General features: G+C 30.7%; 22 protein-coding genes and 1 tRNA gene. 20 read left to right on the forward strand and 3 right to left on the reverse strand.

The genetic code is table 11. The features are described 5' to 3' along the window. Nucleotides 1–63 precede the first annotated feature (63 nt). The 5 genes from bpSLO_RS03415 to bpSLO_RS03435 all read left to right on the forward strand — a co-directional run bounded on the left by bpSLO_RS03415 (nt 64) and on the right by bpSLO_RS03435 (nt 8,009). Nucleotides 64–1,656 (forward strand): ABC transporter ATP-binding protein, encoded by a 1,593-nt coding sequence (locus bpSLO_RS03415; protein WP_025375663.1) that lies wholly within the window; start codon nt 64–66, stop codon nt 1,654–1,656. Then, nucleotides 1,646–2,797 carry an ABC transporter permease gene (locus bpSLO_RS03420; protein WP_025375664.1) on the forward strand — a complete coding sequence of 384 codons (1,152 nt, stop codon included), beginning with the start codon at nt 1,646–1,648 and terminating at the stop codon, nt 2,795–2,797. Before bpSLO_RS03415 ends, bpSLO_RS03420 begins: the two co-directional genes overlap by 11 nt. After that, nucleotides 2,769–3,695, forward strand: coding sequence for an ABC transporter permease (locus bpSLO_RS03425; RefSeq protein WP_025375665.1), 927 nt, complete (start codon nt 2,769–2,771; stop codon nt 3,693–3,695). Before bpSLO_RS03420 ends, bpSLO_RS03425 begins: the two co-directional genes overlap by 29 nt. Before the next feature lie 151 nt (nt 3,696–3,846). Next, complete coding sequence (locus bpSLO_RS03430) at nt 3,847–6,078, forward strand: methyl-accepting chemotaxis protein (RefSeq protein ID WP_025407330.1); 2,232 nt, start codon at nt 3,847–3,849, stop codon at nt 6,076–6,078. A 29-nt stretch (nt 6,079–6,107) separates the two neighbouring features. Then, entirely contained in the window at nt 6,108–8,009 is a 1,902-nt protein-coding gene (locus bpSLO_RS03435) for a methyl-accepting chemotaxis protein (RefSeq protein ID WP_025407329.1), read from the forward strand. Between the two features lie 55 nt (nt 8,010–8,064). Here the strand turns inward: bpSLO_RS03435 and mnmA are convergent, their stop codons facing one another. Continuing rightward, nucleotides 8,065–9,129 carry a tRNA 2-thiouridine(34) synthase MnmA gene (mnmA, locus tag bpSLO_RS03440; protein WP_025407328.1) on the reverse strand — a complete coding sequence of 355 codons (1,065 nt, stop codon included), beginning with the start codon at nt 9,127–9,129 and terminating at the stop codon, nt 8,065–8,067. Nucleotides 9,130–9,226: 97 nt separating this feature from the next. Here mnmA and bpSLO_RS03445 point away from each other — a divergent pair, with 97 nt between their 5' ends. Genes bpSLO_RS03445 through mvk form a run of 6 tightly spaced genes read left to right on the forward strand, consistent with a single transcriptional unit; the run spans nt 9,227 to nt 15,504 of the window. Beyond that, nucleotides 9,227–10,450, forward strand: coding sequence for a hydroxymethylglutaryl-CoA synthase (locus tag bpSLO_RS03445; RefSeq protein WP_025407327.1), 1,224 nt, complete (start codon nt 9,227–9,229; stop codon nt 10,448–10,450). Beyond that, on the forward strand, nt 10,434–11,498 hold the full coding sequence (gene fni, locus bpSLO_RS03450) for a type 2 isopentenyl-diphosphate Delta-isomerase (protein WP_025407326.1): 1,065 nt from the start codon (nt 10,434–10,436) through the stop codon (nt 11,496–11,498). The genes bpSLO_RS03445 and fni overlap by 17 nt, the downstream gene beginning before the upstream one ends. Continuing rightward, nucleotides 11,488–12,738 (forward strand): hydroxymethylglutaryl-CoA reductase, degradative, encoded by a 1,251-nt coding sequence (locus bpSLO_RS03455; RefSeq protein ID WP_025375671.1) that lies wholly within the window; start codon nt 11,488–11,490, stop codon nt 12,736–12,738. Before fni ends, bpSLO_RS03455 begins: the two co-directional genes overlap by 11 nt. 1 nt (nt 12,739) lies before the next feature. Then, entirely contained in the window at nt 12,740–13,678 is a 939-nt protein-coding gene (mvaD, locus tag bpSLO_RS03460; protein WP_025375672.1) for a diphosphomevalonate decarboxylase, read from the forward strand. Then, nucleotides 13,669–14,607 (forward strand): phosphomevalonate kinase, encoded by a 939-nt coding sequence (locus bpSLO_RS03465; RefSeq protein WP_025407325.1) that lies wholly within the window; start codon nt 13,669–13,671, stop codon nt 14,605–14,607. Before mvaD ends, bpSLO_RS03465 begins: the two co-directional genes overlap by 10 nt. Before the next feature lie 3 nt (nt 14,608–14,610). Then, entirely contained in the window at nt 14,611–15,504 is an 894-nt protein-coding gene (gene mvk / locus bpSLO_RS03470; RefSeq protein ID WP_025375674.1) for a mevalonate kinase, read from the forward strand. 120 nt (nt 15,505–15,624) lie between these two features. Here the strand turns inward: mvk and bpSLO_RS03475 are convergent. Next, nucleotides 15,625–15,698: transfer RNA gene (locus bpSLO_RS03475), tRNA-Val, on the reverse strand. Nucleotides 15,699–15,750: 52 nt separating this feature from the next. After that, on the reverse strand, nt 15,751–16,194 hold the full coding sequence (locus bpSLO_RS03480) for a CAP domain-containing protein (protein WP_025375675.1): 444 nt from the start codon (nt 16,192–16,194) through the stop codon (nt 15,751–15,753). A 69-nt stretch (nt 16,195–16,263) separates the two neighbouring features. Here bpSLO_RS03480 and bpSLO_RS03485 point away from each other — a divergent pair, with 69 nt between their 5' ends. From bpSLO_RS03485 to rplS, 9 genes are all read left to right on the forward strand, one after another. Further along, nucleotides 16,264–16,788, forward strand: coding sequence for a Dps family protein (locus bpSLO_RS03485; RefSeq protein WP_025375676.1), 525 nt, complete (start codon nt 16,264–16,266; stop codon nt 16,786–16,788). 123 nt (nt 16,789–16,911) lie between these two features. Then, complete coding sequence (gene fusA / locus bpSLO_RS03490; RefSeq protein ID WP_025375677.1) at nt 16,912–18,921, forward strand: elongation factor G; 2,010 nt, start codon at nt 16,912–16,914, stop codon at nt 18,919–18,921. Nucleotides 18,922–19,237: 316 nt separating this feature from the next. Next, a complete protein-coding gene (gene badR / locus bpSLO_RS03495) occupies nt 19,238–20,446 on the forward strand; it encodes a host adaptation transcriptional regulator BadR (RefSeq protein ID WP_011772627.1) in 1,209 nt (402 codons plus the stop codon). A 60-nt stretch (nt 20,447–20,506) separates the two neighbouring features. Continuing rightward, complete coding sequence (gene ffh / locus bpSLO_RS03500) at nt 20,507–21,856, forward strand: signal recognition particle protein (RefSeq protein ID WP_025407324.1); 1,350 nt, start codon at nt 20,507–20,509, stop codon at nt 21,854–21,856. After that, complete coding sequence (gene rpsP / locus bpSLO_RS03505) at nt 21,853–22,104, forward strand: 30S ribosomal protein S16 (RefSeq protein WP_011772629.1); 252 nt, start codon at nt 21,853–21,855, stop codon at nt 22,102–22,104. Before ffh ends, rpsP begins: the two co-directional genes overlap by 4 nt. 9 nt (nt 22,105–22,113) lie before the next feature. Then, on the forward strand, nt 22,114–22,362 hold the full coding sequence (locus bpSLO_RS03510; RefSeq protein ID WP_011772630.1) for a KH domain-containing protein: 249 nt from the start codon (nt 22,114–22,116) through the stop codon (nt 22,360–22,362). Between the two features lie 3 nt (nt 22,363–22,365). Then, the gene (gene rimM, locus bpSLO_RS03515) at nt 22,366–22,866 is read left to right on the forward strand and encodes a ribosome maturation factor RimM (RefSeq protein WP_025375679.1); all 501 of its coding nucleotides are present in this window, start codon (nt 22,366–22,368) and stop codon (nt 22,864–22,866) included. Then, nucleotides 22,863–23,582 carry a tRNA (guanosine(37)-N1)-methyltransferase TrmD gene (gene trmD, locus bpSLO_RS03520; protein ID WP_025375680.1) on the forward strand — a complete coding sequence of 240 codons (720 nt, stop codon included), beginning with the start codon at nt 22,863–22,865 and terminating at the stop codon, nt 23,580–23,582. Before rimM ends, trmD begins: the two co-directional genes overlap by 4 nt. Beyond that, nucleotides 23,560–23,922, forward strand: coding sequence for a 50S ribosomal protein L19 (rplS, locus tag bpSLO_RS03525; protein WP_025375681.1), 363 nt, complete (start codon nt 23,560–23,562; stop codon nt 23,920–23,922). Before trmD ends, rplS begins: the two co-directional genes overlap by 23 nt. Nucleotides 23,923–23,930: the final 8 nt, after the last annotated feature.

Below are 23,930 nucleotides of genomic sequence, written 5' to 3' on the forward strand. Positions count from 1 at the left end.
ATATATTTGGTTAAGGTATAAATAAAATGTTATTTATCTTTGTTAAATTTCGGGTTATATTTAATGCAAGACATATTAATTTTAGATAAAGTTACTAAGCGATATGGTGATTTTGTTGCTAATGATAATATTTGTATAAGATTTAAAAAGGGAGAAATACATGCAATTCTTGGTGAAAATGGTGCTGGAAAAACCACTTTAATGAAAACTATTTATGGAATTCACAAGCCCGATAGCGGTCAGATTTTTTTAAGAGGAAATGAACTAAAACTTAAAGATTCAAGCGAATCTATTCGAAGTGGTATTGGGATGGTTTTTCAACATTTTATGTTAATTCCAAAATTTACGGCTGTACAAAATATTATTTTAGGATATGAAGGTTCAAAATTTGGATTTATTAATTATAATCATGCAAAGAGGAAGATACTTAAACTTTCTGAAAGATATGGTTTAAAAATAGATACTGATAAGCCGATTGAGAATTTAAGTGTTGGAATGGGACAAAAAGTAGAAATACTCAAAGTTCTCTATAGAAATGCAGATATTATTATTTTTGATGAACCTACAGCGGTACTTTCGCCTAATGAGATTGATGAATTTATGAATGTTTTAAAAATATTGTCTGTAGAGGGGCATACTGTAATACTTATTACACATAAAATAAAAGAAATAAAGGCTGTGGCACAAAGGTGTACAATTATGCGTCTTGGGAAAGTAGTTGGGACTTTTGATATTGCTAATACTGATGAGGGAATGCTTACTAAATTAATGATAGGCAAAGAAACTTCTCTTGATATCTCCAAGAGGCAGATTGTTGATCACACAAACGTTCTTGAGATTAGGGATTTAAGTGTTAAAGATGAACGGGGTGTTTTGAAAGTTAAGAATATTAGTTTGAATCTTAGAGAAGGTGAGATTTTTGGGATAGCTGGAGTTGAAGGCAGCGGTCAAGAAGAATTAGTCGAAGCAATTCTTGGGGTTAGAGATATCTTTAACGGAGATATACTTAAGAGAGTTGATGGCAAATTTGAATCAATCAAGGGTCTTAGTGTTAAACAAATAATAGATAGGAAAATTGGCCATATTCCATCTGATAGACAAAAGCATGGTCTTATTTTAGACTTTAACATTTTACAAAATATTGGAATTAAAAGTTTTGATGATGTGAATTATTTAAAAATGAAGAGTAGTGGTATAGGTAATGGTAAATTAAAGGTTAAGTTTTTAAATGCTGTTAAAAAACAGTTTGTTAATTTTAATTTAACTTTTCTTAAGAAGATAAGTGAACGACTTGCAGCTTCATTTGATATTACACCAAGGGATGTTTTGAACAAAGTTAAAAATCTATCTGGAGGTAATCAACAAAAGGTCATTGTTGCACGTGAAATTAATTTGAAACCCGAGGTTCTCTTAGCAGTTCAACCTACAAGGGGACTTGATGTTGGTGCTATTGAAAACATTTATAAAAAATTTTTAGAGCAGAGGGATAAGGGCATAACAATTCTTCTTGTGTCTCTTGAGCTTGATGAGCTTATAAGTGTTTGTGATAGAATAGCTGTAATGTACGATGGTAAAATCATCGGTATTTTAGAGCATAATTTTGATGCTAATGTTATTGGAAAAATGATGATGGGGTATAGTTTGAATGAAAGTTAATAATTATAAATATAAAGAGGCAATTGTAGTATTTTTAAATTCATCGATATTTATTAATTTTTTTGCATTTTTTTTAGGGATTTTAATTCTTGGATTAATAGTATTAATTCTTGGGTATTCTCCTTTTAGAATGTACTATCTAATGATAGAAGTTATATTTTCTTCTCCTAAACATTTTGCGTATATTGTAAGCTATGTCACGCCATTGATTTTTACGGGTCTTTCGATTGGCATTGCTTTAAAAGTGGGACTTTTTAATATTGGTGTTGAGAGTCAATTTATGCTTGGTTCAATTTCAGCTTTAATAGCTGGAATTTTTTTGGATTTGCCTCCTGTATTGCACGTAATTTGCATTTTCTTTTTTGCATCTTTAGCGTCAGGGATTTTAGGTGTTTTAATTGGATATTTAAAGATTAAATTTAACATAAATGAAGTAATTTCAGGGATAATGTTTAATTGGATTTTATTTCATTTAAATAATATAATTATAGATTTGCCTGCTATTAAAAAGGATAATAGTGATTTATCAAAGCCGATTCGCGAAAGTGCTTTTATTGATTTTTTTGGTTCTTGGAAACTTTCACCTGAGGGACTTGCTTATAGAGCAAAACATCCATTTATTAATGATGTATTAAAGGCTCCTCTTAATTTTGGGATAATTATTGGGATAATTATTGCTATTTTAATGTGGTTTTTATTGAATAAGACGATGCTTGGGTTTAAAATAAGCTCTGTTGGACGTAATATTGTCGCTTCTTATCGTGTTGGAATTGATATTAAAAAAGTTTTAATGTTTACTATGTTTCTTGCAGGTGCACTTGCGGGTCTTGCAGGTGCTATACAGGTTATGGGTGTTAATAAGGCAATATTTAAGCTTACTTATATGGAAGGAACAGGTCTTAATGGTATAGCTGTTGCTTTGATAGGAAATAATTCTCCAATAGGAATAATATTTTCAAGTACTTTATTCTCAATTTTGTTTTATGGTAGTAGCAGAGTACAAAGTTTAATGGGATTGTCATCTTCAATTGTGTCTTTAATGATAGGGATAGTGGTGATTATGATTTCTGCTAGTCATTTTTTAAATAAGATGTTTTTGAGGAGTATAAAAAATGTTAAACGCACTAATATTTCTAATTAGTGAAACACTCATAAATTCTCAGACCTTAATTTTGGCTGGTCTTGGAGGACTTATAAGTGAGAGATGTGGAATAATCAATATTGGTCTTGAGGGCACAATGGCTCTTGGGGCATTTGTTGGTGCTACAGTTGCATATTATTATGGTAGTCCGTTATTTGCAATTTTTGCGGGAGGGGTCTCAGGGCTTGTTCTTTCAATTCTTCATGCTATTTTTACTGTTTTTCTTAAATCAGATCAGGTAATAACTGGGATGGCTATTAATTTCTTAGGACCATCTATTGCGATGTTGTTTGGAACTTTTATTTTTGGTTCTGCTTCAACTCCCCCAATAGATATTAAGTTGCCCATACTTTTTGACGGAGTTTTGGATAAAAGGTCTCTTATATTTCAGATTTTTGGTAAGAGATATTCATTTTATATTGCAATAATATGTGTTGTGATTTTTCATGTTATGTTTAAATATACTAAAATTGGGCTTAGGATTAAAGCTAGTGGTGAGGAACCAGAAGTTTTAGAATCTCTTGGAGTTAATGTATTTATGATTAGGTTTTTTTGTGTCCTTTTAAGTGGTTTATTTGCGGGAATTGCTGGAGCAGTTCTCTCTACTGTGATTGCTTCAAGTTATATGCAAGGAATTATTGGTGGACAAGGTTTTATTGCCATTGTTATGGTGATTTTTGGAAATTGGCAACCTTTTGGAATTTTGATGGGTAGCTTTTTGTTTTCTTTTATAAGAACTTTAGTTGTTATGATGTCTCAATTTTCTTTTTTGTCTTTAATAATTCCTCTTAAAATATTAATCATTTTACCTTATGTTGTAGTGATTTTGAGTCTTATGTTTTTTTCAAAAAGGAATTATGCCCCTAAAGCTTTAGGTTTACCTTATAAAAAAGATTGATTTTTATGTTTATTTCTTTTAATATACAGGTGGAATTATTTAGGGTTTATTTGAGAATTATATTTTTTGATATAAAGTTATGAGAGGTATCTACTTAATTCTTATGTTTGTTAAATTAATTAAGTGAGTGATTAATTTACGAGGTAGGTTTATGTTAAAAATTAAGCACAGGTTTATTGGTTTTTTATTTTTATATTTGTTGATAACTATATTGTTTATTTCTTTAATTTTTAAGTTTATTTTGGGTAGTTATTTAGAAAGTTATTATAAACAAGTTACAAGAGCTCAAATAAGACGAGCTGCTTTTGCTGTGCAGGCTTTGTTAGATACATTTTATATCATAATTGATGGTGCAAGTTCTAATTTAGCTCTTGAGACTATGAGTGAATATTCGTTTATTAAAAATGGTGGAAATATTTTTTCAGAGGTCGAATTAGATAGACTTAGAGAGCATTCTAAAATAGTTCTTGATGCTGTAAAGGGGAATAAAAAATATCGAAATCGGGTATATGATATATTGTTCAATTTAAAGCTTGATACTTTTTATGAAGAATTTGCATTTCTTGATTTTGAAGGTAAAATAATCGTTTCTACTAGACATGCCAATAATATAGATTTTGGTCAGTCTGAGTCAAATACTGAGTATTTTAAAAGATCTGTAGAAGAATATAAAAAAAGGGAATTAAATTTTATTGGTTGGTATCCTGGTCTTACTGAAGGGATAGCAGGAGAGGTTGCTATTAGATCTCACTATAAAGATAAAAAAACTTCTGCAATAGTTGTTCCTGTATATTCAGCAGAAGATAAAGTGTTTCTTGGCTATTTGGTAGGTTATTTACTTGATGATGTAATAAGAGATAAGTTAGATAGATCTAGATTTGGGTTTTATAATAGAGGAAATTTATTATATTTAGATCCATACAATAATCTTGTTAATCCTTTAATAGAATATAATGAGAGCTCTAAAGTTAGTGCTAAATTTCTTAGTGTTTTAAAGGATGTATTGACCAAACCCCCTCTGAAACCTCTTGTACGAGGTCAGATACCAGTTTATCAGATTGAGAGAGTGTATTTTCCTGAGATGAAGTTGTATAATTATTGTGCCATATTGCCTATTAGAAGTGAGTTTGGAGATAATAGTGGAATTCTTGTTGCCAGAATTCCTTATGAAGATATTTATGGGGTTATTTACAGTTTGGCTTTTAAATTTATTGTATGTGCTATTTTAGGCGTTATTATATTGGTTGTTATTCTCTCAGTGAAGTTAGAGTCAATTATTAGCTTTAGGTTAAATTTGGTTAGAAAATTGGTAAAAGAAATAGTTCAAGGAAATTTAGATAAAGATTATGTTATTAATGATAAGTATAATTATTCTGATGAGCTTGGTTCATTGGGCTTACAAATTGTTAAAATGCGAGATGCTATTTCGGATTCTATTGTAAGTGTTCTTAAAAACATTAGTTATGTTAATAAGGTAAGTGTTGAAGTTGCTAATTCAAGTCAGAATTTAAGTTCTAGTGCATTACAGCAAGCTTCAACACTTGAAGAAATGACAGCTAACATTGAACAGATATCATCTGGAGTTGAGATGAGTGTTACTCATTCCCGAGAAACAGAAGAAATTGCCCTAATTACTAATGAGAATGCTCAAATAGGGGGTAAGGCTGTTGAAGAATCTGTTGTGGCTATGCAGTCTATTGTTGAGAAAGTCAGTGTTATTGAAGAGATAGCTAGAAAAACTAATTTGCTTGCTTTAAATGCGGCTATTGAGGCTGCAAGAGCTGGGGATGAAGGTAAGGGGTTTGCTGTTGTAGCAAGTGAAATTAGAAAACTTGCTGATCTTAGCAAAGAGTCTGCACTTGAAATTGGTGAATTAGTTGAAGAGAATTCTAGATTGGCAACGGAAGCTGGGTTGATATTTAAGGATATGTTGCCTGAAATAGAAAAGACTACCAATCTTGTGAAGAAGATTTTTGAGGGAAGCTATAAGCAAAATGATCAAATTATACAGTTTAAAGAAGCTCTTGATCAGGTTGGAGAAGTGGTTCAAGCTTCAGCATCAAGCAGTGAAGAACTTTCAAGTATGGCTGATAGGATGCTTGAAAAGGCTCAAGAGCTCAAACAAGTAATATCTTTTTTCAAAGTTAAAGATTTTGAGGTTGCTGCTTTTGATAAACTTAATGCTGGTGATGATGTTTTGATGACAGGCAGTCTTACTTCTTTGAATAAGGATAATAATTCATCTTTAGGAGATAGACAAGATGATATACATGGTGATTCAAACGTAAGTTATGAGTCTATTAATAAGAGGGTAGATCCTAAGAAAGCCATTGATGTTGTCGATAAAGATTTGGATTTTGATGAGGATTTTTCAGATTTTTAGAATTTATTTTTGTAAGAGGTGGTTAGCGTATGAAGCTGAAAGTTAGGATATTGCTTATTGTTAGTATTCTTATAGCAATCTTTATTTCTATATTGTTTTTCGTATTTGGGATGTCGATTAATTCTAGTTTAGTAGCTCAGCAGTTAGATCTTATGAGAAATCTTATTGGAAATGTTAAAAATTCTTTAACCCTTTATCTTTCTTCAATGGAAGAGAGAGTGAAAATTAACTCAATGTATTTAGACTCTTCATCTGTATTTGAATCCATTGCTAGAAGTAAGCCTAAGAGAATAGAAGCTATTTTGGATCAAACTGAGATCTTGGTTAAAACAGGCAGAGGTAATAACCTGATGATAACCAATAAAAAAGGTGAAATAATATTTACTACTGCTGTCAAAGATAATAGTGATTATGGCATTTCTGTTGCAGATAAAGAATACTTTATTAAGTTAAAGGGCTCTAGTTCTATTTATAACTCTTCTGTGCTTTTGACAGATTCTATGTCTGTTGAAGAAGTTTTGATGAGGGATATTTCTAAGATTAGGAATAAATCAGGACAAATTCCTTATTTATTAATAGGTATTCCTTTAAGAGATCATGATACCAGTGATGTTTTTGGTTATTTTATGATCTTTTATGCTATCGATTATCTTTATAATTCATTTAAAGGTATTAGTTTTGGAGCATTGGGGAGCGGTCGTGTTATGGTATTTGACCAAACGGGATCATTTCTTATGCACCATACTTGGTTGCCTGGTGATAACTTAGTTAATGTTAATCCTTACTATAGTAGTGTAGTTAAGAGTAGTTATGAGGATTTAATTCAAAAAAATCAAGAAATTAGCTTGAGGCGTTATGTTGACATTCATGGTCAAGAATTTGTTGGGTTTTCTCAGAAAGTAAAATGCAATTTATCTAATTTTTCGTTTATAGTATATCTAAGAGCTAATGCTAATGATTTTTATTATATGACTAGACTTACTACTTTTATTTTGGGAATAAGTTTTGTAGTAACTTTAGTTGTTCTTGGATTAGTTACTATTTATCTTGTAGGTAAACTCAGTTCTGTTTTAAATGGAATTTTAAGTTATTCTGGAAGACTTGCTTCTGGGGATTTTACTGTTTCAAGTTATTCTTTAAAATGGAAAACGTTAGAACTTCATGGATTATATGAAGATTTGGAGCTTTTAAGGTCTAATTTTTCATCTGTTGCCAGAGGAGTTATTGAAAACCTTGATTATCTTTATGAGAATGCAATTCAGATAGCAAATTCGAGTCAAAATTTAAGTTCTGGAGCAGTTGAACAAGCGTCTACATTAGAAGAAATGACAGCAAACATTGAGCAGATATCGCAAGGTGTTACTGAAAATACTGATAATGCTTCTACTACTGAGAGTATTGCTGTTAACACTAATGAGAAAACCAAGGAGGGATATGAATCTGTTACTAAAGCCATTGAGGCGATGGAGGTTATTACAGATAAAATAGGTGTTATTGATGAGATAACAAGGCAAACTAATTTACTTGCTCTAAATGCTTCTATTGAAGCTGCTAGAGTAGGGGATAAGGGTAAGGGATTCGAGGTTGTTGCTGCTGAGGTTAGAAAGCTTGCTGATCAAAGTAAGGAGTCTGCGAGAGAAATTATTGATATTGCACATAAAAGTTTGACTGTGGCAAGTAAAGCAGGTAATAATTTTGAGCAGATTGTTCCTGGAATGGAAAAAACGGCTGAACTTGTTAAGAATATTACTCGTGAAAGTTATAATCAAAGTAATCAAATCGGACAATTTAAGAATGCAATAGAACAAGTTAGTCAATTGGTTCAAACAACAGCATCAAGTAGTGAGGAACTTTCAGCAATGTCTGAGAGAATGTTAGATAGTGTTAAAAATTTAAAGGAATCAGTAGATTACTTTAAAATTGATAAGTAATTTATAGGGATAATTTAAATATCCCTATAAATAATGATTTTAAAAATATATAATATTATATTAATGTTTTAATGATTTTGGCTCCGCCTAAGCATTCGTCTTCTTGATAAAATATGCAAAATTGTCCTGGTGAAATTCCATAATCTTTTTCTTCTAGATCAACTTTTATAATATCATTTTTTAACATTTCTATTTTACATTTTATTTTTTTCTCTCCATGTCTGATTTTGGCACTTAAGTCATCATTGTTTAATGGCTTGTTTATCCAGTTTGTTTTGTGGACTAAAAATTGTTGCTTCCCTTGTTTCAGGTAATTTGTACTGTTTGAGATATAAATGATGTTATTTTGAATATCCTTTTCTGTGACAAACCATGGGCCATGGCTGAGTTTGATACCTTTTCTTTGTCCAATTGTAAAAAACCAATATCCATTATGTGTTCCAAGTATTTTGCCTGTTTCTTGTTCGATGATATTACCTTTAAGTTCTCCTAAATGATATTTTATAAATTCATCATATTTGATTTTGCCAAGAAAACAGATCCCCTGACTGTCTTTTCTGTTTTTATTGGGCAAATCTATTTTTTGTGCTATTTGTCTTATTTCAGTTTTAAATAGGTCTCCTAATGGGAAATGCAGTTTTGATATTTGTTCTCTAGAGAGATGAGACAGAAAATAGCTTTGATCTTTTATTTTATCTTTGGCTTGTTTAAGTATGTAGTGATCATTTTTGTTTTCTATTTTGGCATAGTGTCCTGTGACAATTAAATCATAATGTTCGTTTATCTTGTCAAAGAATGCACCAAATTTTATTCTTTGATTACAAAATATATCTGGACTTGGGGTATTACCAATTTTTAATTCTTCGATAGCATAAGTTACTATTCTATTGTAATACTCGTCTTGTAAGTTGATGATTTCATGTGGTACATTAAATTTTTTACACACAGCCTCTACATAATTAATGTCTTCTTCCCAAGGGCACTCTCCTATGTAGGAAAGTTCGTCTTCAAGCCAAATTTTTAGATAATAACATTTTATATTTTTATATCCTTTTTGTATCATTGTGTAAAGAGCCACGGAGCTGTCTACTCCACCAGATAGAAGTACTGCTATTTGCATAATTTGCTTCTCCTTTTATCATAGCATATTGAACTTTGATGTTTTTATGATCTATAGTATATTACTTGGTAATTATTTTTTTAATCGGGGGAAATTGATGAAAGTAGGTATTAGTGATATTAGAGTTTTTTTACCTTTAAATTGTTTAAGCTTACATGTTCTTTTAGGCAATTCTTTATATAATTCTGATGAAAAATTTTTTAAGAAATTTAATAGAGCAATTGATGCAACCCTTCAGAAAGCGTTTAGATTTACAAGTCCTAATGAAGACAGTGTTACAATGGCTAGTTCTGCTGTTAAGCTGATTTTTGATAATAATAATCTTAATTTAGATAAAATGAGAGTATTTTTAGGTGGAACTGAGACGGGTGTAGATTATTCAAAGTCAATTTCATCTTATGTCTATGGAGCTTTGAAGTTAGCTGGTATTAATTTATCAAATAATTTCTTAACTTTTCAGGCCCAACATGCATGTGCAGGTTCTGCACTTTCTTTGCACAGTGCTGCAAGTATTTTAAGTCATTCAGATAAATCTGAATATGGAATAGTATTTTCTAGTGATATCGCACATTATAGTAATCTTACTACAGCAGAGATTACTCAAGGCGCTGGAGCAACAGCAGTTCTTATTGAGCAAAATCCAAAAGTTTTATCTATTAATTTGTCTGAGTTTGGAGTTTATACTGATGATGTTGATGATTTTTTTAGACCATTTGGAAGTCTTGAGGCTAAGGTAAAGGGGCGTTATTCTATTGACTGCTATAATAAGGCAAATGAAGAGGCTTTAGCAAATTTTGCATATAAGAAAAATATGAGTATTAAGGATTTATTTTCTAAATATAGGTTTATTTTACATGTACCTTTTGCACAAATGCCTATAGACTCAATGCATTATGTTTTAAAGAAATATTATAGTGAAGATGAGTCTGAGCGAAATGCTTATTTAGAATCAATAGACTTTTATGATTCTGTTGAGGCTTCTAAAGAAGTGGGGAATTTATATACAGGATCAATATTTTTATCTTTAATGTCTTATTTGAAGCGAGTATTTGCAAAAAAGGATATTAGTGGTGAGAGGATACTTTTTTGTTCCTATGGCTCTGGTAATATTATGGTTATTTATGAGCTTACAGTTGAAGAGAATGCTCATTGTGTTGTTAAGACCTGGAATATTGATAAAATACTTTCAGTAAGACATGATGCAAATTTTGATGAGTATAGAGATTTTTTTGAAAATAGGATTGTTCCAGGTGAATCCCAAGGTTTTTATTTAAAGGAAATTAGAGAGGATGGATACCGGGTTTATGGGTATCGAGCCTAATATATTAAATAATAAAAAACGACAAATTGAAATTTGTTTAAATAAAGAGGATGTTAGTAAAAGTGATAATCTTTTAAATTTTGTTAATTTAAAGCATGATGCACTTAGTGAGCTTGATTTTTGTGAGATAGATACGAGAGAGAGTATATTTGGCTATGATATTGCCATGCCTATTTTTATCTCATCAATGACAGGAGGCGTTAAAGAGGGTAATAAGCTGAATAAGTCTCTTGTTAAGATTGCAAATGATTTAAGAATTCCAATGAGCCTGGGATCCTTTAAGCTTATATTTAAATATCCTGAATATATTAAAGATTTTTCCTTAAAGAATTATGCTCATAATATTCCTTTATTTTCAAATATTGGTGCTACTCAGTTAAGAGAATTTGGGTTTTTTGAAATAATTGAGATGAATAAAAGACTTGAGGTTGATGCTATAATTATACATTTGAATTCAGGTCAAGAATTAATGAATTTAAGGGGTGAGAGAAGCTTTAGAGGAATTAAAGACTCGATTGAGAGGTTTTGCTCTGTATCAAATATTCCAGTTATTGTTAAAGAGACGGGCTTTGGAATTTCTCCCGATTCTGTTATCAGCTTACTAGATCTTGGGGTTTCTTATGTTGATCTTGCTGGTAGTGGTGGAACTAACTGGGTTTTGGTTGAAGGAATTAAAGAGGAAAATTTAGACGTTGCGTCTTGTTTTGCTAACTGGGGCATATCGTCGGTTTTAACATTACTTAGTATTAAAGATTTTTTTAAAGATAGAGTTTTTGCATCAGGAGGGTATGAGACTGGCATGGATATTGCCAAAGGCATTGCGCTTGGGGCTAAGTTGGTAGGTATTGCAGCAGCCATTCTCAGGGTTTTTTATGCGGGGGGTGAGAATGCTTTATATAACCTTTTAAAAGGTTATGAATATGTTTTAAAGATGTCTATGCTTTTAAGTAATAGTAAGGATTTGGCACAGTTTAGGTTAAATAAATATTTTTTAAGTCATCCGTTGCCGTTTAATGTTAAGAGCTTTAAAGATTTTTATGAGACTTAGTGAGAATTTTAGAAGTAAAAGTATTTTAGAGAAAAAACGAGAGATAAAGAGTCTTTTGAAATTGAATCTTTGCGATTTTTTTTATGATTCTATTGATGAAGATTTTCTTTGTCACATGATAGAGAATTATGTTGGTTATTTATCCTTACCTATTGGTATTGTAAAGAATTTAAAGGTAAATGGCAAGTATTATACTGTACCTATTGCTACGGAAGAACCTTCAGTTATTGCTGCATTAAATTTTTCAGCTAAGATTCTTGAGCATGCTAATTTAAGTTATTCTGTGAGTGAGGTGTTAGGCATTGCTCAAGTTTATATAAAGACAGATAAGGACTTAAGTGATATGTTTCTTGGTCTTTTTGAAAAGATTGATCTTTGGTCTAAGCCTCTTTTGCATAATATGGAGCGTAGAGGTGGTGGATTTAGAAAACTTTCAACTAAGTTTATTAAGGAAATTGGTATTCAGAAATTAAATATCTATGTAGATGTTTGTGATGCTATGGGTTCAAATTTGCTAAATTCAGTAGCTGAGAGAGTGGCTCATCATATTACTCTAGAGTTTGGGTATGAGTGTGTTTTAAAAATTTTAAGTAATGATTCGAATGATTTTGCTATAAAAGCTAATTTTAAATTAAATGTTAATGATTTGCTTAAAGATAATGAAGAATCTTTGGTTTTGGCTCAAAATATTTCACTTATTTCTAAGATAGGATTTTTTGAAGAGGAACGTGCTGTTACTAATAACAAAGGTATTATGAATGGCATAACAGGTTTATGTGTTGCTACACTTAATGATACAAGGGCTCTTGAAGCATGCATACATAAATTTGCTTCAAGAAGTGGTATATATTTACCTCTTAGTAAATTTTATATTTCTAATGAAAATTTGATTGGAGAGATTGAATTGCCTTTACAGGTTGGTATTAAAGGAGGTTCGGCTGGTTCTCATGAAGCGGCTATATTGAGCTTTAAGATTATGGGGATTGATTGCAAAAAAGAGTTTATGGGTGTTCTCTCTTGTGTTGGCCTTGCAAGTAATTTTGCGGCTTTAAGAGCACTTGCTTTTGATGGAATTCAGAGAGGACATATGAAGCTGCATGTTAATAAGATTTTATATCTTCTTGAAAGAGATTATAATATTTCTAGTGATGAGAGAGAAAAAATATTATTTAAAATGAATGATAGTGGAATTTATTCCCTTGATTTTGCTCTTAAAATTTTAGAAGATTTGAGAGTGTAGTGTGAAGATTAGATGTAAGGTAAATCCTAGTCTGGCATTAATTAAGTATTGGGGGAAGAGAGATAAATTTTTAAATATTCCAGCTACTTCAAGCATTGCTGTAAGTGTTGATAAATTTTATTCAATAAGTGAACTTGAATTGTCATGTAAGGATGAAATAATTTTAAATTCAAGGGCTGTTGTATTGAGCGATAGAGAAATAAATTTTTTTAACCATGCAAGAAAAATCTTAAATAAACCAAATGTTGGGTTTAGGGTAATTAGTGAGAATAATTTTCCAACAGCCGCAGGACTTGCAAGTTCAAGCTCTGGTTTTGCATCTATTGCTGCTTGTATTTTAAGATATTTTAATCAATATTCTCATCAAAAAGCTTCACAGCTTGCAAGAATAGGTTCAGCATCAGCATCAAGAGCTATTTATGGTGGATTTACCTTTTTAAAGGAAGGTGCAAGGAGTGCATTTCAGCTGGATAGTTTTAATTGTTTTAGTGATTTGTGCATAATATTTGCTATAGTTGATGGCAGAAAAAAAGAGATTTCTTCAAGGGTTGCCATGGAGATTTGCAAGCAAGATAAATTTTATTGGGGTGCTTGGATTGAGTCAAGTCGGAATATCTTTAAAGAAGCTTTATATTTTTTTTTAAAAGGAGATTTTAATGGATTTGGTCTTAAAATTGTAAAGAGTTATCAGTGTATGTTTGCTTTAATGTTATCATCTTCCATTATTTATTTTAAAAGTAATACTATAGAATTAATCAAGTATATTGCCGATCTTAGAAGTAAAGGTATTTCTGTTTTTGAGACGATGGATGCTGGGCCGCAGGTTAAAGTGTTGTGTTTAAAGAAAGATTTGGAATTAATTTTGACTAAACTTACTAGCAATTTTAGAGATGTTAATTTTGTTGTTTCAAAAATTGGAAGTGGTTTAGAATGGATATAATTAGTTTTTCAGTGCCTGGTAATTTACTTTTAATGGGTGAATATTTTATTTTGGAAGAAGATGGTTTTGGACTTGCAGTTGCAATAAAAGAAAGAGCTTATTTTTCTTTTAAACGAAGTGATACTTGGCGTTTTTTTGCTAAAAAAACCAAAATTGATGATTTTACTTTAATAGAAAATAATGATGATTTTGTTTTTAGGATGTTTCGGTATTTAAAACAAAAATATTTTGCTAATTTAGAAGATTTTTCCTTTGATGTTTATATTGATACAAGTAATTTTTTTTTAAATAGTGGTGTAAAAAAAGGATTTGGTTCAAGTGCTGTTGTTGCTGTTGGGCTTGTATGTGGAATTTTTTTGATTTTGAATAATAATAATTATTTTGTTAAAGATAAAATTTTTATGTACTGTCTAGAAGCTTATAGGTATGCTCAAGGAGGTATGGGTAGTGGATATGATATTGCTACTAGTCTTTTTGGTGGAGTTATTAAGTTTAAGGGCGGAATTCTTCCTACGTATGAGCGTTTAGAGAATATATGTTTTAATAATTTTTATTTAATGCGAGGTCCTAGTCCAGTTAAGACTACTAGCTCTATTATTAAATATTATGAACATAAGGATTCTTTAATGAGTTTTGTAAAAGATGTTAATATTGTAATGAAGAAAATTATTCTTAATATTAGCAATTCTTCTGATTATTTATTGTCTAGTTTGAAATTGGCAAAAAATATAGGATTAGACATTGGGGAAAAGATAGGCATTTCTGCTAATTTGCCTTTAAATCTTGCTTATCTTAAAAATGAATGTACTTTAATTAAGGCTTTGGGTGCTGGAAATGAAACTTTTTTAGTCTATGAGCCAAATTTTGAAGTTTTTGAACAATTTAATATTGAACCCATAGATCTAGATTTAGATGGTGTTAAATTTTAGTAAATGTTTATAATAAAAAAGCCTTCTAAAATACTATTTTTAGGAGAACATAGTGCTGTATATGGTTTTCCAGTGATTGGTGCTACGATACCTCTTTATATGTACTTGGTTTATACATTTTCTGATTCTTGGAAATATTTGGGAGTTCCTTCTTTAAAAATAGACGAGGTAATACATTTTATTAGTAAGAGGTTTAATAAAGTTCGACCCATTGAATTTTTAATATTTTCCCAGATTCCAGTTGGATTAGGATTTGGTTCCTCTGCCAGTCTTAGTTTATGTTTTGCTGAATATATTGTAAGTCATGATGAGTATCGTACTTACGATAAAATTTTGTTGGCAAGGAAAATTGAAAATATTTTTCATGGAAGATCTTCTGGGATGGATGTTTTGCTTGTTGAGTTAGATGGAACTTTTTATTTAGAGAGAAAAGATGGGTCTTTCAGTTATCAAAGAATAGCATTTTGTAATTTTTATTTTTTGATTGGAGCAGTCAGAAGGGAATGTACAACAAATAAAATCATATCAGATTTGAATTACAGGTTTTCTCTTGATAATAGTCAATTTGAAATTATTGAAAAACTTGGTTGTATTGTTAAAAATTCTTATGTTGCTTTTAATAAACGCGATATTCTTTTGTTGACGAATAATATGAATATTGCGAATAATTATTTAAATTTTTTGGGGTTATCTTCAAGTACGCTTGATTATGTAATAGAAAAAGGTAGACAATTTAAGGCTCTTTCTGGCAAATTGAGTGGTGCTGGTAGGGGTGGGGCTTTTATTTTGCTTTTCCAAGATAAAAATGATGCTAGCTTGTGCTTGGGGGAATTAAGTAAAGATTTAGATAAGAATAATATCAACTTGCTTTTTCCACTTAGAATATTCAAGTGTTAAATATATTAAAGACATATACAAAAAATGTTTTGAGAATCTAATAAATTACATGTTATGTAGTGTTTTTTAGTAACTTTATAGTAAACATCATGCTTTAAGTCCGCTTGAATAAAATAATTTTGGGTTCAGAGGGATTCGAACCCCCGACATCCTGCTTGTAAGGCAGGCGCTCTGACCATCTGAGCTATGAACCCTTTTGATACTGAAAGACATTATATAAAATAAATTTGATTTATGTCAATTTGTTCAGAATTTTTCTCCGAAAAGAACTACAAATATGTTTTTTTTATCTTTTGTTCGTAGTACATATCCTCCCATTTTACTTGTGTCTTTATTTAAAAGAGCTTCTTTGTGTTTTTTGCTTTTAAGCCAGGCACCAGTTACATCTTGGACATCCATCCCTGCTGCTAAAATTTCTCTTATCCTACAAAAGTATTTATCATATTTTTTGACTCTTTGCATGGGAGTTGTGCCAAATAGTGTATGAGTTAATACTTTATTTTCATTAAGATTTATTGCATATTCTTTTGCCACTATTTCAAGAGTTTTATCTATTTCTAACTTTTCTAAGTGTAGATCATTTCTTAATTGGTGAATTGATGAATAAAGAAATTCTAAGTCTTCATTTATACCTAAGAGTGTCAATTGACTTGTAAAAATTAAAATAATAGAAATAAATTTCTTTTGCATAATAAGCCTACTTATACTAAAATAATATCATTATAACATATATTTAATTATTTTAAGTAGGAGGATGATATGGCAAATCATTTAAATTATTTGAAGACAGAAGACTTAGATAAAATAAATTTAAAACTTCAAGAATTGTTGGCAGGACTCCATGTTTTTTATGCTAATTTGAGAGGTATTCATTGGAACATAAAAGATATTAATTTTTTTGTAATTCATAAAAAAACCGAAAAACTTTATGATTATGTTGCAGAGGTTATCGATATTCTAGCTGAGCGAGCTAGAGCACTTGGGTATGATTCTGAGTTTAGATGTTCTGAATTCATTAAAAAATCATTTATTAATGAAATTAGTTTAGATATCACTTCAAGTCTTGAACCTTCAATTAACAGTATTATTTGTAATCTTAATGACATTCTTAAAAATATGTCTAAGACAAGGTGTTTTGTTGATAGCACATCTGATTATGGGACGGCTAATATTTTAGATGATATTATTGTTTCTTTTGAAAAGTATTTATGGATGTACAGATCTTTGTTAAGTGATTATGAGTGTCCATGTCATAAGAGAGGGTGCTGTAGTGAAAAACATTGATCTTGTGATATGATGTAAAAATACTTTTAATATTTATTTTATATGTCTTAATTAAATATAATTATGATTTAATTGAAGAAAGCTATAGCAAGATCTATAGCTTTTATGGTGTTTGAGGGCTTTATGGAAATTAGAAATATTGGGATTATGGCACATATTGATGCTGGCAAAACTACTACTACAGAAAGAATTATATATTATACTGGTAGAACTCATAAGATAGGCGATGTTGATTCTGGCAATACTATTACTGATTGGATGTCACAAGAACAAGATAGGGGTATTACAATTAGCTCTGCTGCTATTACTTGCTATTGGAAGAATCATCAGATAAATATTATTGATACTCCTGGGCATGTGGATTTTACAGCTGAGGTTGAAAGATCGCTTCGTGTGCTTGATGGAGGGATTGTTGTTTTTAGTGCTGTTGATGGAATTCAGGCACAAACCGAAACGGTTTGGAAACAGGCATCAAAGTATAGTATTCCAAGACTTGCTTACGTTAACAAGATGGATCGTGTAGGAGCGAATTTTTTTAAAGTAGTTGAGGACATAAAAAATAAATTTGGTATAGTTCCGATAGTTTTACAAATTCCAATTGGGAGTGAGAATAACTTTGAAGGAGTCATAGATATTATTCGCAATAAAGAATTGCATTTTGAACTTAGGGATGGCAAACCTATTGTGCTTGAGAGTGTAGTTCGTGAAGAATTTATTGAAAATGTTAAAATTTTTAGGGAAAATTTAATAGATTCTATTAGTAATTTTAGTGACAAAATTACTAAACTTTTTCTTGAAAATTCTGTTATTGATAATTCTCTCATAATTGAAGAGATTAGAAGATGCACTATTAGTGGTTTTATTATTCCTGTTTTGATGGGAACTAGTCTTAAAAATATTGGTATAGAGCCTTTAATAGATGCAGTTGTGGATTATCTTCCAAGCCCTTTTGAAAAACAAATCAGTGCTTATTCTTTAAAAACGGATAGGAGTGTATCCATTGATCCTAAAAATGAAAAAAAGTTATCTGCACTTGTGTTTAAGGTTCAATATTTTAGTACAATTGCAGCACATCTTTATTTTATTAGGGTATATTCAGGAGCACTTAATTCGTCTAAAAGGATTGTTAATATTGCTAAAAATAAACGTGAAAAATTTACAAGGATTTTTAGGGTTTTTTCAAATAAAAATGAGCAAATTGATGAAGTCAAAGCAGGAGATATTGGAGCAGTTATTGGGCTTAAATATTCTATAACGGGAGATACTCTTGTTGAGGAAAATAATGAGGTTGTGCTTGAGCCTTTAGTATTTCCAGAACCAGTTGTTTTAATATCTATTGAGCCAGAGAAAGCATCTGATGATGTTAGGCTTAAAGAAATTCTTGAAATTATTGCTAAAGAAGACCCTACTTTTAGTTATAAAGAAAGCAAAGAAACGGGACAATTATTGGTGTCTGGAATGGGTGAACTACATCTTGAGATTATTATTATGAGAATTAGAGATGATTTTAAACTTAATGTTTATACAGGTAAACCCCAAGTAAGCTATAGAGAGAGTTTAAGTTCGACAGTTAATGATGTATTTGAGTTTGTTAATATATTTGCAGGTAAGGAACTGAATTTAAAAATTGGGATGATTGTTAGTCCTCTGGTGAGAGGTGAAGGAAATAAAATAGAATTTGAGTGCAATGTTGAGTCTTTGTTTAAGGCTGCGATATTAAGGGGTATAACTTCTTCCTTTTCAAGTGGCATTATTGGATATCCGATTATTGATGTGGGAATTAAGATTACTTCATTGGATTATGATAAGTCCAAGGTTAATGAATCTGTCATTGAATCAATAGCGGGTCTTGCTTTTAATGAATTTTTTAAAAGGGCAAATCCTATTAAGCTTGAGCCAATAATGATATTAGAAATTAGAACCCCTATTGAGTATACTGGAGAGGTTATTTCTACATTGAATTTTATTGGTGGAATGATTCATTCTATTAGTAATATTGAGAACTATGAGATAATCAAAGCCGAAGCGGCTTTTGAAAAACTTTTTGGGTATACATCTATTTTAAGAAGCGCTACTAAAGGTAGAGGAGTCTTTACCATGGAATTTTCATACTTTAAAGAAAAAAGTGAGTGATCATTTTTTTTAAATATTTATAAATCAATTTATGCATAAGTTTATGTCTTTAAATTATAAGGTACATGTTTGTTTGATATTTTATTTTCTCTATTCTTTTAAAGTTTTAACAGTTATATCTTTTGGTTATGAGCTTTAAAATTTGTATTTTAATATTTTGTTGGATTATTTCAATTATTAATAAATATAAGATATTTTTTGTTATTAAAAAAGATTTTTTTTGTCTTGTAAGTGCTACTAGAATATTAGGGTGATTTTTTGATATTATGTCTTATTATTAATATTTTTTTATTTTAAAAATAAAGGAGGTTGTGTTATGCAGGGTGAGAACATGGTTTCAATTAGAGGTGGTAATAGAAAAAAGATACTCCTTAGTTTAAAGAATATGCAATACTCAAGGACAGATTTGGCACGTAAATTATCATTGACAAATGCAGCTGTGACGATTCTTACTAATCATATGATCAAGGAGAATATTTTAGTTGAAGTTGGTTCAAAGGAATCAGGTATTAAAAAGCATGGACGAAAAGAAATACTTCTTGATATTAATAAAGATTTTGCATATTCGATGGGAGTAATTATTTCAAGTAATTATTTTCAAATAGGAATTGCAAACCTTAAATGTGAGGTTTTAATAAGTGAGACTTATTCTTTTGAACCACCAGTTAGCGCTTATGAGATCTTGGAAAAAATCAAAGATCATATGATTGAGATTATCTGGAAACATAATTTTTCAAGGGATAAATTTATTGGGTTGGGATTTAGTATTACTGGTATAATTAAGGATAAGGAATCTGGCATTGTTAATGATAGTCATGGTGCATGGATTGAGAAAGATGTGCCTGTTAAGGCTATATTAGAAGAGTATTTTTCACTTACAGTGTATCTTGAGAGTTATGTTAAAAATCTTTCTCTTGCTGAATTTATGGGTAAGAATGTAGATAACATCATGTTTTTCGATTATACAGATACCGCTGAGCTTTCTATTTGGTCTGGTGGTAATGTTTATGCTGGATTTAATAATAAATCGGGTATGGTTAGTCATATGGTAATTGATTATGGAGGAGAGAAAAATTGTCCTACATGTGGAAATAAGGGGTGTGTTAATATGTTGATATCTAATTTTGCACTTCAGCGTTTGATTTCAAAAGAGTTTATGAATGGAGAGATTCCTGAGCTTTATGACAAGTATGAGAGTAGGCTTAAAAAAGTTACGATATATGACATTTTTGCTCTTCATGATAAATATGAGTTTATACATAGAATAATGGAAGATACGGTAAAATACTTGGCAATAGTTATTATTAATATTCAAAGGGTTCTTGATTTTAATTATTTAGTGCTTTATGGACAAAGTTTTAAACTTAAGAGTTTTTTTGATTTATTAAAAAAAGAAATAAAAAGGTTGAATAAAGAGAGCATAATATTAAAGCTTAGTTCTCTAGATACTGAAGTATCTGTTGTTGGACCTGCTTCTAGTGTTATATTCAATAAATTCTATTTGACTGGAGGAGATATTGATTAATATTTCCTTTTTTTGTATTGTATATTTTGTAGGATTTTTTGCAAATGAAGGTGATTTTTAGTGTTTGAGAATTTAGGTGCGGGTTTTAGAGATTTTGTAAAGTATATCTCTGGAAAATCTGTGATAAATGAGAAAAATATTGAAGCAGCCATTGACACTATTAAGAATGCCTTAATTGAAGCCGATGTTAATTTAAGAGTTGTAAGACGTTTTATAAATTCTGTAGTCGAAGAGGCAAAGGGGATTAAAGTTTTAAGAAATATTGATCCTAAGTCTCAGTTTATTAAGATTGTTAATGATAAGCTTATAAATTTTCTGGGCGATAAGCATTCTGAGCTCGTTTTAAATCCCGTTAATAAATTATCATGCATTCTTATGCTTGGCCTTCAGGGTTCTGGGAAAACTACAACATGTACAAAACTTGCGATGCGACTTAAATCAGAGAATCGGAAAGTTCTTCTTGTAGCTGCAGATACTTTTAGAGCGGCAGCGGTTAATCAGTTAAAGATTTTGGGTGTGCAAGTTGGTGTTTCTGTGTTTTCTCTTGAGGGTGAGAGTGATCCTATTAAAGTTGTAAAAAAATCCATTGAATATGCTAAAACAGAGCTTTTTGATACTGTAATAATAGATACTAGAGGGCGTCTTGAGGTTGAAGATTTATTATTAAGAGAGATAATAGAGATAAGGGATATTGTGGTCCCTACGGAGACAATATTAGTTGCAGATGCAATGACGGGTCAGAGTGCTGTAAATATTGCTAAGGAATTTAATGATAGTGTTGGGATTACGGGTGTAATTTTTACAAAATTTGATTCTGATGCTAGAGGTGGTGCCATATTATCACTTAAGACTATTTGTGGAGCGCCTATTAAATTTGTTGGAGTTGGAGAAAAACCTGAGGATCTTGATGTTTTTTATCCAGATAGAGTTGCTTCACGAATTCTTGGTATGGGAGATGTTGTTAGTCTTGTTGAAAAGGCTCAAAGTGTTATAGATAAAGAAGAGGCCTTAAGACTTGAGGAAAAATTTAGGAAAGCCAACTTTAATTTTGAGGATTATTTAAATCAGTTTAAATATATGCGTAATATGGGTGGAATTTCTAGTTTGATGGGAATGCTTCCGGGTGTTTCATTAGAAATGTTAAATCGTGGTGTTGATGAAAGAGAACTTAAAAGGGAAGAAGCAATTATTCTGTCTATGACTAAAAAAGAGAGGTTAAATCCTGTAATTTTAAATAGTTCTTCAAGAAAGAAAAGAATAGCTTTGGGAAGTGGCACAACGGTTTTTGAGGTAAACAAGCTTATGAAAAAATTTAGTCAGGCCGTTTTGATGATGAAGAAAATGAAAAATAAGAGTTTTCAAAATAAGATAGCATCTCTTTTTGGAGATAAAGGAGGAATGGTAAATTGAGTGTTAGGATAAGATTAAAGAGGATGGGGGCAAAAAAGAGGCCTTATTATAGAATTGTAGTCATGGATTCTGCTTCGCCTAGAGATGGACGAGCCATTGAAGAGCTTGGGTATTATCATCCTGTTGAAAAGCAAAATCAAGTCAAAATCAATGAGAATAAATTTAGAGATTGGATAGGCAAAGGAGCTATTCCAAGTGATACTGTTAAAAAAATTTTGAATAAAAATAATTTTAAAGTTGAGAGTTAGGAGGACTTAATGAAAGAGTACGGTAATGAAATTGAGCTTATAGAATTTGTAGTCAAATCTCTTGTAGATAAAAGAGATGAGGTTAAGTTAAATGTAGTTGAAGGTGAGAAATCAACTATTTTGGAATTAAGAGTTTCTGCAAATGATGTTGGCAAAATAATTGGAAGAAGAGGACGCATTGCAAGGGCTATTAGGACACTTCTTAGTGCTTGTGCTGCAAAAACAAATAGGAGAGTTCAACTAGAAATTTTGGACTAATTTATGTTTGTAAAAGGCATAATATTGTCATCTTATGGAATTAATGGATATGCTAAAGTTAAGAGCATATCCAATGGTTTTGATGATTTTTTTGATTTAAAGGGTAATAAATTAGTTTTAAAAAAGGAATGTTGCTCTTCAATTGAAGTTAAAGTTGAAGACGTATCTTTAATGAATCATTCATTGTTATTGAAATTTGAAGAATTCAATACTCCTGAGCCTATCAAGGATTTAATCGGCTTCGAGTTATGGGTAAATGATGAATTTGCATCTAAATTGGAAGAGGGTGAGTATTACTTTGGCGAGCTTATTGGTTATAAACTTGTTAATAATGGAAAAGAATTGGGAGTTGTTGTATCTTTTTTTGAGTGTGTTGCGTCAATTCTTCTTGAAGTTAAAGTTGGAAGTAAATTATTTTTTGTTCCCTTTTTAAATATTTATCTTGGAGATATTGATAGGGAATTTAAAACTATTGAGCTTAAGGTGTTAGATCTCTTAAAATGAAAATTACTATTCTCTCTTTATTTCCTTCAATCATTACTCCATTTTTTGAAAATTCAATAATGAAAAAAGTTATAAATAAAGGCATCATCAGTTGTGAAGTCATATCTATTCGTGATTTTTCTGATGATAAACATAAAAGATGCGATGATATTCCTTATGGTGGGGGTGCGGGTATGGTTTTAAAAGCCCAGCCTATCTCTGCTGCTCTTGATTATGTAAATGCAAGATCAAAAACCACAATATTTGTAAGTCCATCTGGGTTGAAATATAATCAAAAATTGGCTTATGACTTGTCAAAGAAGAATGAACTTGTTATAATTTGTGGAAGATATGAAGGGCTTGATCAACGTATAATTGATTTGTATGTTGATTTTGAAATTTCAGTTGGAGATTATGTATTATCCTCAGGTGAGGTTGCTGCTCTTGTCATAATAGATAGTGTATATAGATTGTTAGAGGGTGTAATAAATCCGAATTCCTTGCTTGAGGAATCTTTCAGTTGTGAGTGTGGCTTGCTTGAGTATCCTCACTATACTAAGCCTTATGAATTTAAGGGATTAGAAGTTCCTAATGTGCTTCTTTCAGGTCATCACGAGGAAATAAGAAAATGGCGATTTATGAAGTCTATTGAAAAAACAAAGAAAAATAGATATGATTTGTACCTTAAATATTTGGAAATGAGAGGAGAAAATGATGGATTTAATAAGAAAAATTGAAGCTAAAGGAAAGAGAACAGAAAGTTTTGATTTTAGGGTAGGAGATACTATACGTGTTAGTTATAAAATAATTGAAGGCACTAATGAGAGAATTCAAAATTTTGAGGGTCTTGTTATATCTATTCAAAATAAAGGTATTGGACAAACTTTTTTAGTTAGAAAAATTTCTTCAGGCATTGGAGTTGAGAAAATTTTTCCTATGCATTCACCTATTATAGAAAAGGTTCAAGTGTTAAAGAGAGGGAAGGTAAGGCGGGCAAAACTTTACTATATGAGAGATAGAATTGGTAAAGCCGCTATGAAGGTAAAAGCGCGTCTTGATATTAAGAAGCTTAAATAATACTCAAG

Source organism: Borrelia parkeri, from assembly GCF_023035815.1.
Taxonomy (GTDB): domain Bacteria; phylum Spirochaetota; class Spirochaetia; order Borreliales; family Borreliaceae; genus Borrelia; species Borrelia parkeri.

Excerpts from the sequence above, each read along its gene's own strand:
- bpSLO_RS03415 (WP_025375663.1), top strand. The coding sequence starts at position 64 with ATGCAAGACATATTAATTTTAGATAAAGTTACTAAGCGATATGGTGAT.
- bpSLO_RS03420 (WP_025375664.1), top strand. The coding sequence starts at position 1,646 with ATGAAAGTTAATAATTATAAATATAAAGAGGCAATTGTAGTATTTTTA.
- bpSLO_RS03425 (WP_025375665.1), top strand. The coding sequence starts at position 2,769 with ATGTTAAACGCACTAATATTTCTAATTAGTGAAACACTCATAAATTCT.
- bpSLO_RS03430 (WP_025407330.1), top strand. The coding sequence starts at position 3,847 with ATGTTAAAAATTAAGCACAGGTTTATTGGTTTTTTATTTTTATATTTG.
- bpSLO_RS03435 (WP_025407329.1), top strand. The coding sequence starts at position 6,108 with ATGAAGCTGAAAGTTAGGATATTGCTTATTGTTAGTATTCTTATAGCA.
- mnmA (WP_025407328.1), bottom strand. The coding sequence starts at position 9,129 with ATGCAAATAGCAGTACTTCTATCTGGTGGAGTAGACAGCTCCGTGGCT.
- bpSLO_RS03445 (WP_025407327.1), top strand. The coding sequence starts at position 9,227 with ATGAAAGTAGGTATTAGTGATATTAGAGTTTTTTTACCTTTAAATTGT.
- fni (WP_025407326.1), top strand. The coding sequence starts at position 10,434 with ATGGGTATCGAGCCTAATATATTAAATAATAAAAAACGACAAATTGAA.
- bpSLO_RS03455 (WP_025375671.1), top strand. The coding sequence starts at position 11,488 with ATGAGACTTAGTGAGAATTTTAGAAGTAAAAGTATTTTAGAGAAAAAA.
- bpSLO_RS03465 (WP_025407325.1), top strand. The coding sequence starts at position 13,669 with ATGGATATAATTAGTTTTTCAGTGCCTGGTAATTTACTTTTAATGGGT.
- mvk (WP_025375674.1), top strand. The coding sequence starts at position 14,611 with ATGTTTATAATAAAAAAGCCTTCTAAAATACTATTTTTAGGAGAACAT.
- bpSLO_RS03480 (WP_025375675.1), bottom strand. The coding sequence starts at position 16,194 with ATGCAAAAGAAATTTATTTCTATTATTTTAATTTTTACAAGTCAATTG.
- bpSLO_RS03485 (WP_025375676.1), top strand. The coding sequence starts at position 16,264 with ATGGCAAATCATTTAAATTATTTGAAGACAGAAGACTTAGATAAAATA.
- fusA (WP_025375677.1), top strand. The coding sequence starts at position 16,912 with ATGGAAATTAGAAATATTGGGATTATGGCACATATTGATGCTGGCAAA.
- badR (WP_011772627.1), top strand. The coding sequence starts at position 19,238 with ATGCAGGGTGAGAACATGGTTTCAATTAGAGGTGGTAATAGAAAAAAG.
- bpSLO_RS03510 (WP_011772630.1), top strand. The coding sequence starts at position 22,114 with ATGAAAGAGTACGGTAATGAAATTGAGCTTATAGAATTTGTAGTCAAA.
- rimM (WP_025375679.1), top strand. The coding sequence starts at position 22,366 with ATGTTTGTAAAAGGCATAATATTGTCATCTTATGGAATTAATGGATAT.
- trmD (WP_025375680.1), top strand. The coding sequence starts at position 22,863 with ATGAAAATTACTATTCTCTCTTTATTTCCTTCAATCATTACTCCATTT.
- rplS (WP_025375681.1), top strand. The coding sequence starts at position 23,560 with ATGGATTTAATAAGAAAAATTGAAGCTAAAGGAAAGAGAACAGAAAGT.